Here is a 12,595-nt window from a genome sequence, read left to right as displayed (position 1 = left end):
TTATTCTGCCAGGGAGGCTTGAGAAGGAACGGCTGAGGCCGTGTTCCCGGGCTCAAAGCCACCGCCCAGGGCTTGCATCAATTGAATCGAAAGATCGATCTGTTCGGCATTCAGGTCAGCCAACTGGCGTTGGGCCTGGAGCAATTGCTGCTCAATGCTGAGGACATCCAAGTAATTGCCCACGCCAGATTCGTAACGCTGCACCCCACTGTTGTAAGAATCTTGGGCAATATCGGCTGCGCGTTTTTGCGTGCTGATTTGCTGACTCATGGCGTTCAACTGCTCAAGCGTGTTGCTGACATCGCCCAGCGCTGCGACCAAGGTTTTGTTGTACTGCGCGACCGCCAAATCGTAATTAGCGTCTTCGGCGTCAAGCCCTGCTCGCAAGCGACCGCCATCAAAAATCGGCAGCGAAATGGCCGGCGCAATATTCATGAAGCGACTGGCCGAACCAAACAATGCATCCCCCAGCAACGACTGAGTGCCCGCAGCGGCCGTCAGGTTGAGGTTGGGGTAAAAGCGGGTTTTGGCAGCGGCAATATTTTTACTGGCCGCCTCGACCCGCCAGCGCGCCGCGACTATATCGGGACGACGCCCCAGCAGTTCGGCGGGCAATGTGCTCGGTAACGCAACCGCCGCTGGCGATAGAATGTTCGGCTTGGCGATCTCAAAACCGCGATCTGGCCCTTTGCCTAACAACACTGCCAGGGCGATGTGCGCACTTTTGAGTTGTTTCTCAGCATTAATCAGTTGCTCTTGAGAGCTGGCTTCAAGGCTTTCGGTTTGCTGGTACTGATACTGGCTGTCGATGCCCGCTTGCAGACGCTGCTTGCTCAAATCGAGCATTTTGCGGGTACGCTGCAGGTCATCGTTCGAGAGGTCCCGAACGCTGTAGGCATGACCAAGATTGCTATAGGCGCGTGCCACATCAGCGGCCAGCGTGAGGCTCGCGGCCTGAGCGTCTACTTCAGCAGCACGCGCTTCGCCCAATGCAGCTTCCCACGCATCACGCTGACCGCCCCACAGGTCGAAGGTGTAATTAAAGGTCAGACCGATGTCGCGCACTGTGTCATAACGGCCACCCTTGCCCGTAGGATCTTGCGAGCGCGACAAACGGGAGCGCGTGACATCAGCTTCTGCGTTCAATGTCGGCATGCGCTCCGCATTCGCCGCACCCGCTGCTGCTGTCGCCTGATGGGCACGCGCGCTGGCTATTTGCATGTCCGGGCTGTCGCGCAAGGCTTCGTCAATCAGACCGTCAAGCTGTCCATCTCCCAAGCGTTTCCACCAGTTTCTTTCTGGCCAAGCAGCGGGGCTCACATTAACGCCACTCAGGGCTTGGGTAGCGTTGAGGTCTCTGGCATGCAGGCTCGTGCCTTCTGTTGCCAACCCGCTGTAGCTGGCACAACTGGCCAACGCAAGGGACACACACATCAGGCTTAAGCCTGTTCGTAGCGTTCTGATGCTCATTTTTCACCCAAGCGTTGGATAGTGATCGGATCACCGGCCCCCAGCAGTATTTTTTTGAGGATCTGTTCCAGGCTTTGCAGCTCCTGCGGGGTAATGGCACCGGCCAACTGATTCATGGCATCAGCACCAATCTTCGGCAACAGAGCAACCAGCCCCTGCCCTTCCTCAGTCAAGACCAGCCGAACCTGGCGCCTGTCAGCCTCAGAGCGCTGGCGAATGAGCAAGTTTTTTTGCTCAAGACGATCAAGCATGCGGGTCATCGAACCGCTGTCGACAGATAGATTGCGACAGAGCTCAGCCGGCGTATCGACATCACACTGCTCCATGATGATCAACACTTTGAACTGCGCCGCCGTGATGCCGAAAGGCTCCATATGGCTGTCGATAATGCGATCTTTAAGAATGGCTGCACGCCCCAAGAGCAGGCCCAGGATGCAGTTTTGAAAATCATCAGGGTGAAAGTGTTTCATTAGGACACCAGAAAGCTGCCTAAGCAGTAATGTGTCCAAATGTTACTGCTTAGGCAGCTAATGTCAAGGCTATTATTAGCTTGCTATCTATATGGTTATTTTTCAGCCACATAAAGGCGTAGGCGCCTGACTTGCCAGCGATGTTGACGATGCGTTTCTTTGGTGAACCGCACCGACACCATCGCGAGCAAGCCCGCTCCGACCCTTGATTTAGGGAAGGCTTAAGACAGTGCTGGCACACCGCTGTGGAAGCGGAATTCAATATCGGGGGATTCGATCAGTTCTTGCTCAGCAGTTCGCACGCGCTCGATGACCTGAGCAATGTCCTTGGCGTCACCGTATTGATACGCCAGCTTCAGATAGCCCTGAAAGTGTCGTGCTTCGCTCTTGAGCAGGCCGAAGTAAAATTTACCGAGTTCGTCGTCTAAATGCGGCACTAACGCTTCGAAACGCTCACAACTGCGCGCCTCGATAAATGCACCGACCACCAGTGTATCGACCAGCTTGACCGGCTCGTGATTGCGGACCACTTTGCGCAGACCCGAGGCGTAACGGCCAGCCGACAGCTGACGCAACTCGATCTTGCGCTTTTTCATCAGGCGCATGACTTGCTCGTGATGCACCAATTCTTCACGCGCCAGACGCGACATCATGTTGATCAGGTCAACATGCGAGTGGTACTTGGCGATCAAACTCAGCGCCGTGCTAGCGGCCTTGAATTCGCAATTTTTGTGGTCGATCAGCAGGGTTTCCTGATCCGCCAACGCGGCCGCAATCCAGCCATCCGGCGTGCGGCAACCCAGAAACTCATGGATTTCAGGAAGGTTCATGCACGCACCCCCGAACACTGGAGATTGCACAACGGGCCGAACGTGTTTTGAAGAATCGCTGACATGAGGCTCACAAAGGCTGGACGAGGCGAAAGGCGCCGATTATACGGACCCCGTGCCGCAGCACCAACCGCGCAGCTTGATATGTATCAACGCAGGCCTAACTGGCAAGCAACTATAGTGACTGCATTCCCCCTTATTACTCGTGGAGTCAATGGACATGCAAACCATACGCAGCCTTTTGGTCGTCATCGAACCCCAACTGATGGAAAGCTTCGCCCTCAAACGCGCCAAAGAAATCGCCAAAAGCACCAAAGCGCATTTGCACCTGTTGATTTGCGACAAAGAGCATGACCACTCAAGCTTACTCAGCGTGCTGGAGAGCAACCTGCGAAGTGAGGCGTTCAGCGTAAGCTCACGACAAACCTGGCACGAGAACCTGCACACCACCATCATCCGGGAGCAACAAGCCGAGGGTTGCGCACTGGTGATCAAACAGCACGTCAGTGAATCGATCCTAAAAAGGCTACTGCTCACCCCCGAAGACTGGAAGCTGCTGCGTGACTGTCCAAGCCCCGTATTGCTGGTCAAAACCACCCGCGCCTGGAGCAATGACGTGGTGCTGGCAGCGGTTGACGTCGGCAATGCTGACGAGGACCACATGGTCTTGCACAAAAGCATCATTGATCAGGGGTTCCGCATCGCCAGCCTGACCCACGGCCAACTGCATGTGGTCAGCGCCCACCCCGCACCGACACTGGCCGTGATGGATGCGAGCTACCCGATTGATACTGAATACGAAGCCAGTTACCGGGCCGCCTGCAAAGAATTCCAGCGCCAGTTCGAAATTGATGACGATCGCCTGCACATAAAAGAAGGACCGGCCGACATTATCATTCAACACATTGCTAAAAAGCTCGACGCCGTGGTGACCGTGATTGGCACTGTCGCGCGTACCGGTTTGTCCGGGGCGTTGATTGGCAACACGGCAGAAATCGTGATCGACAAGCTCGACAGCGACATCCTAGTGCTCAAGCCGGATGACATCGTCAAGCATCTAGAGCAAAAAGCGGCCAAAGCCTAGTCTGACTGTGTTGCCGCTGCCGCAAGCTGCGATAAGGGCTGAAGGACCTTCGCTTTACCTTTAGAGGCCGGGTCGCTACGCACCTCATCGCAGCCTTCGGCAGCGGCTACAAAATAATTTACTGCCCCATCACATCCTTGAGAAAACCCGGCGCGATGTAACGCTCGTAGTGGGCTTCGGACAAAAGGAAGAATTCCCGATCAATGGCGTCGCGCAACTCTGGCAGGCCCCAATCGCGAAATTCCGGCAACAACACCATGCCGTACATCTCCAACTGATTGATCACCCGCGCACCACGGGCAATCAACTGGTAAGCCCAACAATATTCGGATTGATGCGGCACAAAGCGAATTTTGCGCGCCACCAATTGACCGCGCAGCGCGGCCACATCAAAAACTTCTACCTTGCCGGCCATGACTTGCACCAAAAGCTGCTCAAGTCGCAGCCACACAGCCCGCTTTTCATCATCGTTGTAGCCGTTCCAATGGATCACTTCATGGTGGAAGCGTTTGCAACCACGGCACACGAGATCGCCGTAAACCGTTGAGCACAGGCCGATGCAGGGAGTCTTGATGGTTTGATTGGACATGGCGAAATAGAGCACTGCAGAACGAAACAGACGGCCATGTTAGCCCTTTGTCTAACGCAGATCACCCCTCAACCTTCAGGGCCGAACTTACCTTTAACAAATTTTTACCGTAGAATCGGCCTGCCTTTTAAGGCGCCAATGTCCGTTAGAAGCTGTTTTCAAAGCGTCACGAGCACAGTTGATCCTAAAGAACGGTGTTGGTGCGGGGTGTTTGCACTGCAAATACCCGCATCAATATTCATCACCCTCCCCGTTCGGAAGGCGTAAAACTTTGAAAACAGCTTCTGTTGGGAATCCTTGCAACTCTGGCTAAGCGGCCCAAAAAGCCCCGCAGCGCATGAGTGCCTGGCATTCCTGGATGAGCGTCCCGGACACCCATTTGGGACCAATGATGAGGGTAATAACTGTGCTTGAAGCCTACCGCAAACATATCGAAGAGCGCGCAGCCCTGGGTATCGTTCCCCAGCCGCTTAACGCCGAACAAACTGCAGGCCTGGTTGAGCTGCTGAAAAACCCGCCTGCCGGCGAAGAAGAATTCCTGGTTGACCTGATCACCAACCGCATTCCACCTGGTGTTGACGAAGCTGCCTACGTAAAAGCCGGCTTCCTGGCCGCCATCGCGAAAGGTGAAGCAACCTCACCCCTGATCAGCAAAGAACGCGCTGTTGAACTGCTTGGCACCATGCAAGGCGGCTACAACATCGTGACCCTGGTTGACCTGCTGGACGACGCAGAGCTGGCACCGGTTGCCGCTGCGCAACTCAAGCACACCCTGCTGATGTTTGATGCCTTCCACGACGTCGCTGAAAAAGCCAAAAATGGCAATGCTCACGCTAAAGCCGTGATTGAGTCCTGGGCTGAAGGCGAGTGGTTCAAAAACCGCCCAACCCTGGCTGACAAAATCAGCCTGCGCGTATTCAAGGTCACCGGCGAAACCAACACCGACGACCTGTCCCCTGCTCCAGACGCCTGGTCACGCCCTGACATCCCGTTGCACGCCCTGGCCATGCTGAAAATGGCCCGCGATGGCATCGTGCCGGACGTTCAAGGCTCCATCGGTCCGATGAAACAAATCGAAGAAATGCGCGGCCAGGGTTTCCCTATCGCTTACGTCGGTGACGTAGTCGGTACGGGTTCGTCGCGTAAATCGGCAACCAACTCCGTTCTGTGGTTCTTCGGCGACGACGTTCCTTACGTACCGAACAAGCGTGCCGGTGGTTTCTGCTTCGGCAGCAAAATCGCTCCAATCTTCTACAACACCATGGAAGATGCTGGCGCACTGCCAATCGAATTCGACGTCAGCAACATCAACATGGGCGACGTGATCGACCTGTACCCGCACGCAGGCAAAGTCTGCAAGCACGGCACTGACGAAGTCATCACTACCTTCGAACTGAAAACTCCAGTTCTGTTGGACGAAGTTCGTGCTGGCGGCCGTATCCCTCTGATCATTGGCCGTGGCCTGACCGAGAAAGCTCGCGCCGAACTGGGTCTGGGTCCTACCGATCTGTTCAAAAAGCCTGAAGCCCCGATTGAAAGCACCAAGGGTTTCACCCTGGCGCAAAAAATGGTTGGCAAGGCGTGCGGCGTGACTGGCGTTCGTCCAGGCACTTACTGCGAACCGAAGATGACCACCGTAGGTTCTCAGGACACCACCGGTCCAATGACCCGTGACGAACTGAAAGACCTGGCGTGCCTGGGCTTCTCAGCAGACCTGGTAATGCAGTCGTTCTGCCACACCGCGGCGTATCCAAAGCCGATCGACGTGACCACGCACCACACCCTGCCAGACTTCATCATGACCCGCGGCGGCGTATCCCTGCGTCCGGGCGACGGCATCATCCACAGCTGGCTGAACCGCATGCTGCTGCCGGACACCGTCGGTACCGGTGGTGACTCCCACACGCGTTTCCCAATGGGCATTTCGTTCCCAGCAGGTTCGGGTCTGGTTGCCTTCGCCGCAGCCACTGGCGTAATGCCACTGGACATGCCGGAATCCGTTCTGGTTCGCTTCAAAGGCGAAATGCAGCCGGGCATCACCCTGCGCGACCTGGTTCACGCCATTCCTTACGTCGCGATCCAGAAAGGCCTGTTGACCGTTGAGAAGAAAGGCAAGATCAACGAATTCTCGGGTCGCATCCTGGAAATCGAAGGTCTGGACAACCTGAGCATCGAGCAAGCGTTCGAGCTGTCCGACGCCTCGGCAGAACGTTCTGCGGCTGGTTGCACCATCAAGCTGTCCAAAGAATCGATCACCGAATACCTGAACTCCAACATCACCCTGCTGCGCTGGATGATTGCTGAAGGTTACGGCGATGTTCGTACCCTTGAGCGCCGCGCTCAAGCGATGGAAGCCTGGGTTGCCAACCCTGAGTTGATGGAAGCGGATGCTGACGCCGAATACGCGCACATCATCGAAATCGATCTGGCCGACATCAAAGAGCCTGTGCTCTGCGCGCCAAACGACCCGGATGACGCTCGTCTGCTGTCCAGCGTTACCGGCGAGAAGATCGACGAAGTGTTCATCGGTTCGTGCATGACCAACATCGGCCACTTCCGCGCTGCGGGCAAGTTGCTGGACAAGGTCAAAGGTCAGCTGCCAACCCGTCTGTGGCTGTCGCCTCCGACCAAAATGGACGCTCACCAACTGACCGAAGAAGGCTACTACGGTATCTACGGCAAAGCTGGCGCTCGTATGGAAATGCCAGGCTGCTCGCTGTGCATGGGTAACCAGGCACGCGTTGAGCCGAATTCCACTGTTGTGTCGACCTCGACACGTAACTTCCCGAACCGTCTGGGTGACGGTGCGAACGTTTACCTGGCTTCGGCTGAGTTGGCGTCGGTTGCGTCGATCTTGGGTCGTCTGCCTTCCGTTGAGGAATACATGGCCTACGCGGCAGAGATCAACACCATGGCAGCGGACGTGTACCGCTACCTGAGCTTTGATCAGATCGCCGAATTCCGTGAGTCGGCAGCAAATGCCAACATCCCGGTTATTCAAGCGTAAGCTGATGTAACGAAAAAGCCCCGACTCTTGTTTAAGAGCCGGGGCTTTTTTATGCCTGTGATTTAGCGGTTACAGAAGCGGCGCGACCACCTGCTGCTCACGCGGCCAAGCGTCCAGCACGGCCTTGAACAGGGTCGCCAGCGGTATCGCAAAAAATACGCCCCAGAAACCCCACAAGCCGCCAAACAACAGCACCGCGCAAATAATCGCAACGGGGTGCAAGCTCACCGCCTCAGAGAACAGCAACGGCACCAGCACGTTGCCATCCAGCGTCTGAATGATTCCGTACACCGCCATCAGGTAGATGAACTGGTCGCTCCAACCCCACTGGAACAAGGCAATCAGCAGCACCGGCACCGTCACCACCACGGCGCCCACATACGGCACTACGACGGAGATCCCCACCAGCAGCGCCAGCAAGGCCGCGTAGTTGAGGCCCATGGTCACGAACGCGATGTAGGTCACACCGCCACAAATAATGATCTCGATAACTTTGCCGCGAATGTAATTAGCAATCTGGCGGTTCATTTCCTCAGCCACTCGGGTAATCAACGCACGCTCACGCGGTAAATAACCACGCACCCAACGGCCAATGACCGCTCGGTCTTTGAGGAAGAAAAACACCAGAATCGGCACCAGAACCAGATAGATCATGATGTTGACCAGCAACGGCAAACTCGACAACGAGAACGTCAGCGCCAACTGCCCAAACTTGCCGATCTCACCGCGCGCCACTTCAATGGCCTGCAACACCTGCTCATCCGACACCAAGTGCGGATAACGCTCGGGCAACAGCAACAGCAATGACTGCCACTTAGCCAGCATGCCCGGCAACTCATTGAACAGGGTGATCAACTGATGCCACAGCAGCGGCACCACCACCACGATAAAGACCAGCAACACCCCCATAAACAGCGCGAACACCAGTCCCACAGCCGCCGCAGCCGGTACCCGCAGCCGCTCCAGCGCCACCACCAGACCTTGCATCAGATACGCCAGCACCATACCTGCCAACACTGGCGCCAGCATGCCGCCCAACGTCAGCACGGCGGTAAAAGCCAGTACCAACAGCACGGCCAACACCACCGCCTCTTCATCAGAGAAGTAGCGCTGGACCCAATCACGTAACACTTTGAACATCGAAATTCCTTAAGAGAAAGTGCCGCCCGGCCTCAAGCCTTGCGTAACCAGTAGCGATAGGTGCCAGCGTCTTCTTCTTCATGTAGCAGCGTATGCCCTGTCAAACGCGCAAAGGTCCGGAAATCGCGTTGCGAGCCGGCGTCCGTCGCGATCACTTTCAAGGTTTGGCCACTGGCCAGACTGTTAAGTGCAAGCTTGGCCTTGAGTAACGGCAATGGGCAATTCAGACCACTGGCATCCACTAGCGCTTCATGCGCCAACGCATCAGTCATTTATTACGTCCTCAGACATGCCATGAATGGCATTTTTCATGCCCGCTAGAATACCCCAAGCAGACCGCCACTGGTCGCCAAGCGAGTGTCCAGCTACAGTAAGGGCTTTACTGACTAGAGCTTTGTGCATGAATTTTCTGCGCCCGACCCTGTTGACGCTCGCTTGCCTGCTCGCATCACCGAGTTTCGCAGACGATTTACCGTCTCTGGGTGACGCTAGCTCGGCCATCGTTTCCCCTGCGCAAGAGTACCAACTGGGCCGTGCCTGGTTGAGCATGCTGCGCAGTCAGGTGGCGCAGCTCAACGACCCGCAACTCAAGGACTACGTCGAAAACAGCGTTTACAAGCTGGTGGAGACCAGTCAGGTACAAGACCGACGGCTCGAATTTATTCTGATCGACAGCCCGCAGCTCAACGCCTTTGCGGCACCTGGCGGGATTATTGGGGTTAACGGCGGGCTGTTTCTGAACGCCCAGACCGAGGGCGAATATGCCTCGGTGATGGCCCACGAACTTGCCCACTTGTCTCAACGCCACTTCGCCCGCGGGGTAGAAGCCCAGCAACGCATGCAACTGCCAATGATGGCGGCCTTACTCGCCGGCATTGTATTGGCAGCCTCCGGCGCCGGTGATGCCGGCATTGCCACCATTGCGGGTACTCAAGCGGCGGCGTTTCAGGAACAACGGCGTTTCTCGCGGCAGAACGAGCAAGAGGCTGACCGCATCGGCATTCTCAACCTCGAAAAGGCCGGTTACGACCCACGTTCCATGCCCACCATGTTTGAGCGCTTGATGCGTCAATACCGCTTCGATGCCAAGCCGCCAGAGTTCTTGCTGACTCACCCGGTGACCGAGTCGCGTATCGCTGACACCCGCAACCGTGCCGAACAAGCCAAGATCGGCGGCACCGAAGACAGCCTGCGCTATCAACTGATTCGTGCCCGCGTGCAACTGCAATACGAAGACACCCCAGGCTTGGCGGCCAAGCGCTTTCGCCAGCAACTCGACGAAAACCCGAAAAACGACGTAGCGCGTTATGGCCTAGCGATTGCGCAAATCAAGGGCAGTCAATTCAACGACGCCCGCGCCAACTTAAAGCCCCTGCTCGACAAGGCGCCTAACGACATCACCTACAACTTGGCGCAAATCCAACTGGACATGGACAGCAACCGCCTGGCAGATGCCCAGCAACGAATCGACAGAATGCGCACACTGTACCCGGGTAATTACCCGTTGAATCAGGCTCGGGTTGATTTGCTGCTCAAGCAAAACCGTCCGGCCGATGCGGAAAAAGCCCTAGAAGCACTGCTGAAAAGTCGCCCGGATGATCCGGATGTCTGGTATTTGGTCGCAGAAACACGCGGGTTGTCGGGCAACATCATTGGCCTGCATCAGGCCCGAGCCGAGTACTTTGCCTTGATGGGTGACTATCGCAAGGCCATTCAGCAAATCGCTTTTGCTAAAAAGCTCACCAACAACTTCCAGCTGTCGTCACGCCTTGATGCGCGCCAGCGAGAGTTGATGGATCAGGAGCGGGCGATTAAAGACATGATGAACTGAGTCGCTGCGCAACCCATCGCAGCCTCATTCTTCGGCAGCTCCTACAGGTTTTGTGTACGCCATAAACCCGTAGGAGCGAGCTTGCTCGCGATCTTTTGATCGGCTGGGCCTTTAGGCGTTACCCGCCAGTTTCAAACGTGCGGCCTGGGTGAAATCCAGCATGCGCTTGAGCGGGCGAACGGCGTGGGGCACCAGAGCCGGGTCGACAAAGATCTCGTTCGTACCCTTTTGCAGGCACTCAAGGGTGCGCTCCAGAGTGTTCATGGCCATCCACGGGCAATGCGCGCAACTGCGGCAGGCCGCGCCATTACCAGCAGTCGGCGCTTCAATAAAGACTTTGTCCGGGCACAACTGCTGCATTTTGTAAAAAATGCCGCGATCCGTCGCCACGATGAAGGTTGTGTTCGGCAGGTTTTGCGCCGCCGCAATCAACTGACTGGTGGACCCCACCGCGTCAGCCAACTCAATCACCGATTCCGGCGACTCTGGGTGCACCAAAATAGCTGCGTCCGGGTACAGCGCTTTCATGTCTTCGAGTTGCTTGGACTTGAACTCTTCGTGGACGATGCAGGCACCGTCCCACAGCAGCATGTCAGCCCCGGTCTGGCGCTGAATGTAACGCCCCAAGTGTTTGTCCGGCCCCCAGATAATCGTCTCGCCGTTGTCCATCAGGCTTTCGACGATTTCAAGCGCACAACTGGAGGTCACGACCCAATCAGCCCGGGCTTTGACCGCTGCCGAGGTGTTGGCATAGACCACCACAGTGCGCTCGGGGTGTTTGTCGCAAAATGCCGAGAATTCCTCAACCGGGCAACCCAAGTCGAGCGAACAGGTGGCCTCAAGCGTCGGCATCAGCACGCGCTTTTCGGGGGTGAGGATTTTCGCCGTCTCGCCCATAAAGCGCACACCCGCCACCAAAATGGTCTTGGCCGGATGGGCAGCACCAAAACGCGCCATTTCGAGGGAGTCAGACACGCAACCCCCGGTTTCTTCAGCCAGGGCTTGGATCACCGGGTCACAGTAAAAGTGCGCAACCAGCACCGCATCACGCGCCTTGAGTTCGGCAGCGATGGCTGCACGAAGAGTCGCCTCTTGCGCCGCCGTCAGCGGTTTTGGCTGCTTGGCGTCGAGGTGGGCTTGGACCAGAAGTCGTTCAGAAATTTGCGTCATGTTCGCAAGACCTGCAAGCGCTAGTGCGCGAAAGTCGAGTGTACCACCGGCTCTGGACTGTCGAGCCCCGCCGGGAGAATGTGTGTTATCAGGCACGGACCAGCTATTGAGCGCGCTAAGGCTACAGAATATGTTTGCGATTCAAAAGTTTAATGTTGGTCTTGAAGGGAGCCGATGCACGCTTGGCGAACCCGCATCGGCTCAATGGCAGGTCGATTTACTTGATGGCAGCCAGCACCAGATCAGCCACCGGACCACCCGATGCCGGGTTCTGCCCCGTGATCAACCGCCCATCGGCGATGGCGAAAGGTGCCCACGGCTTATCGGCCTTTTGATAGTGCGCGCCACGCTTCACCAACTCGGTTTCGGTCAGATACGGCACAACGTCCGCCAGCCCCACCAACGTTTCTTCTTCATTAGAGAAGCCCGTGGCCCGTCTGCCTTTAATCAGCAGCTCACCGCTAGAGAGCGTGATATTGAGCAAGCCCACCGCGCCATGACAGACCGACGACACTACGCCGCCGTGCTCATAGATATGACGACTGATCGCCTGCAACTCAGCATTGTCCGGGTAGTCCCAAATCACCCCATGGCCGCCCGCGTAATAAACAGCCACGTAGTCATCCGGGTTTACCTCACTCGGTTTAAGCGTAGCCCCAAGGCGATTCATAAACGCCTTATCGTGATACCACTTCCAGTCGATGTCTGAGGCCATGTCCTTGGCCAGGCTGTGCGGGTCAATCGGGGTGTATCCGCCTTGTGGGCTAACGTAATCCACGGCATAGCCGGCGGCTTCAACCTTGTGCACGAAATGCACGGCCTCGCCCAGCCATAAACCTGTCGCACGATCAAGATTGGGGTACTTTTCGACGCTGGTCAGTACCACGAGTATTTTTTTGCTCATCGCTGCCTCCTAGTCTGTACGACAGGCCGTATGGCCCTTAACTGCGCAGCATCATGCTGGGCAGAGTCAGGAGCATAGACAATGGGCGATCAGCGTTAGT

At 56.5% G+C, this 12,595-nt stretch carries 11 protein-coding genes; 3 read left to right on the top strand and 8 right to left on the bottom strand.

All coding sequences use genetic code 11. From position 1 onward, the window contains the following. The 3 genes from B347_RS0101935 to B347_RS0101925 form a co-directional block, all read right to left on the bottom strand. Nucleotides 1-1,470: an efflux transporter outer membrane subunit gene (locus tag B347_RS0101935; protein WP_026013933.1), complete on the bottom strand. Its 1,470-nt coding sequence runs from the start codon at nucleotides 1,468-1,470 to the stop codon at nucleotides 1-3. After that, a complete protein-coding gene (locus B347_RS0101930; RefSeq protein WP_019408029.1) occupies nucleotides 1,467-1,940 on the bottom strand; it encodes a MarR family winged helix-turn-helix transcriptional regulator in 474 nt (157 codons plus the stop codon). Before B347_RS0101930 ends, B347_RS0101935 begins: the two co-directional genes overlap by 4 nt. 221 nt (nucleotides 1,941-2,161) lie before the next feature. Beyond that, on the bottom strand, nucleotides 2,162-2,770 hold the full coding sequence (locus B347_RS0101925) for a tRNA-(ms[2]io[6]A)-hydroxylase (protein WP_019408028.1): 609 nt from the start codon (nucleotides 2,768-2,770) through the stop codon (nucleotides 2,162-2,164). A gap of 220 nt (nucleotides 2,771-2,990) precedes the next feature. Between B347_RS0101925 and B347_RS0101920 the strand changes: the two genes are divergently transcribed. Beyond that, the gene (locus B347_RS0101920; protein WP_019408027.1) at nucleotides 2,991-3,854 is read left to right on the top strand and encodes a universal stress protein; all 864 of its coding nucleotides are present in this window, start codon (nucleotides 2,991-2,993) and stop codon (nucleotides 3,852-3,854) included. Nucleotides 3,855-3,972: 118 nt separating this feature from the next. Here B347_RS0101920 and B347_RS0101915 read toward each other — a convergent pair whose 3' ends face one another. Next, nucleotides 3,973-4,443 (bottom strand): DUF1289 domain-containing protein, encoded by a 471-nt coding sequence (locus B347_RS0101915; RefSeq protein WP_019408026.1) that lies wholly within the window; start codon nucleotides 4,441-4,443, stop codon nucleotides 3,973-3,975. Nucleotides 4,444-4,849: 406 nt separating this feature from the next. On the opposite strand from B347_RS0101915, the gene acnB reads away from it, so the two are divergent. Then, the gene (gene acnB / locus B347_RS0101910; protein ID WP_019408025.1) at nucleotides 4,850-7,450 is read left to right on the top strand and encodes a bifunctional aconitate hydratase 2/2-methylisocitrate dehydratase; all 2,601 of its coding nucleotides are present in this window, start codon (nucleotides 4,850-4,852) and stop codon (nucleotides 7,448-7,450) included. 69 nt (nucleotides 7,451-7,519) lie between these two features. Here acnB and B347_RS0101905 read toward each other — a convergent pair whose 3' ends face one another. Further along, on the bottom strand, nucleotides 7,520-8,590 hold the full coding sequence (locus tag B347_RS0101905; protein WP_019408024.1) for an AI-2E family transporter: 1,071 nt from the start codon (nucleotides 8,588-8,590) through the stop codon (nucleotides 7,520-7,522). A 32-nt stretch (nucleotides 8,591-8,622) separates the two neighbouring features. After that, the gene (locus B347_RS0101900; RefSeq protein ID WP_019408023.1) at nucleotides 8,623-8,862 is read right to left on the bottom strand and encodes a sulfurtransferase TusA family protein; all 240 of its coding nucleotides are present in this window, start codon (nucleotides 8,860-8,862) and stop codon (nucleotides 8,623-8,625) included. A gap of 128 nt (nucleotides 8,863-8,990) precedes the next feature. Between B347_RS0101900 and B347_RS0101895 the strand changes: the two genes are divergently transcribed. Further along, nucleotides 8,991-10,421, top strand: a complete 1,431-nt coding sequence (locus B347_RS0101895; RefSeq protein WP_019408022.1) for a M48 family metalloprotease — start codon at nucleotides 8,991-8,993, stop codon at nucleotides 10,419-10,421. A gap of 111 nt (nucleotides 10,422-10,532) precedes the next feature. On the opposite strand, the gene nadA is transcribed toward B347_RS0101895, so the two are convergent. Next, nucleotides 10,533-11,591 carry a quinolinate synthase NadA gene (nadA, locus tag B347_RS0101890; RefSeq protein ID WP_019408021.1) on the bottom strand — a complete coding sequence of 353 codons (1,059 nt, stop codon included), beginning with the start codon at nucleotides 11,589-11,591 and terminating at the stop codon, nucleotides 10,533-10,535. A gap of 217 nt (nucleotides 11,592-11,808) precedes the next feature. Further along, nucleotides 11,809-12,495, bottom strand: coding sequence for a type 1 glutamine amidotransferase domain-containing protein (locus tag B347_RS0101885; RefSeq protein WP_019408020.1), 687 nt, complete (start codon nucleotides 12,493-12,495; stop codon nucleotides 11,809-11,811). Nucleotides 12,496-12,595 lie beyond the last annotated feature (100 nt).

Origin of the sequence: Pseudomonas psychrophila HA-4 (assembly GCF_000282975.1) — a bacterium.
GTDB classification, from domain to species: Bacteria; Pseudomonadota; Gammaproteobacteria; order Pseudomonadales; family Pseudomonadaceae; genus Aquipseudomonas; species Aquipseudomonas psychrophila_A.
Note: the sequence above shows the minus strand (reverse complement) of the source record. Positions and strands in the feature narration are given on the sequence as shown.

Bases quoted from the DNA above. Each gene is read 5' to 3' on its own strand.
- B347_RS0101935 (WP_026013933.1), bottom strand. From the start codon at position 1,470: ATGAGCATCAGAACGCTACGAACAGGCTTAAGCCTGATGTGTGTGTCC.
- B347_RS0101930 (WP_019408029.1), bottom strand. From the start codon at position 1,940: ATGAAACACTTTCACCCTGATGATTTTCAAAACTGCATCCTGGGCCTG.
- B347_RS0101925 (WP_019408028.1), bottom strand. From the start codon at position 2,770: ATGAACCTTCCTGAAATCCATGAGTTTCTGGGTTGCCGCACGCCGGAT.
- B347_RS0101920 (WP_019408027.1), top strand. From the start codon at position 2,991: ATGCAAACCATACGCAGCCTTTTGGTCGTCATCGAACCCCAACTGATG.
- B347_RS0101915 (WP_019408026.1), bottom strand. From the start codon at position 4,443: ATGTCCAATCAAACCATCAAGACTCCCTGCATCGGCCTGTGCTCAACG.
- B347_RS0101905 (WP_019408024.1), bottom strand. From the start codon at position 8,590: ATGTTCAAAGTGTTACGTGATTGGGTCCAGCGCTACTTCTCTGATGAA.
- B347_RS0101900 (WP_019408023.1), bottom strand. From the start codon at position 8,862: ATGACTGATGCGTTGGCGCATGAAGCGCTAGTGGATGCCAGTGGTCTG.
- B347_RS0101895 (WP_019408022.1), top strand. From the start codon at position 8,991: ATGAATTTTCTGCGCCCGACCCTGTTGACGCTCGCTTGCCTGCTCGCA.
- nadA (WP_019408021.1), bottom strand. From the start codon at position 11,591: ATGACGCAAATTTCTGAACGACTTCTGGTCCAAGCCCACCTCGACGCC.
- B347_RS0101885 (WP_019408020.1), bottom strand. From the start codon at position 12,495: ATGAGCAAAAAAATACTCGTGGTACTGACCAGCGTCGAAAAGTACCCC.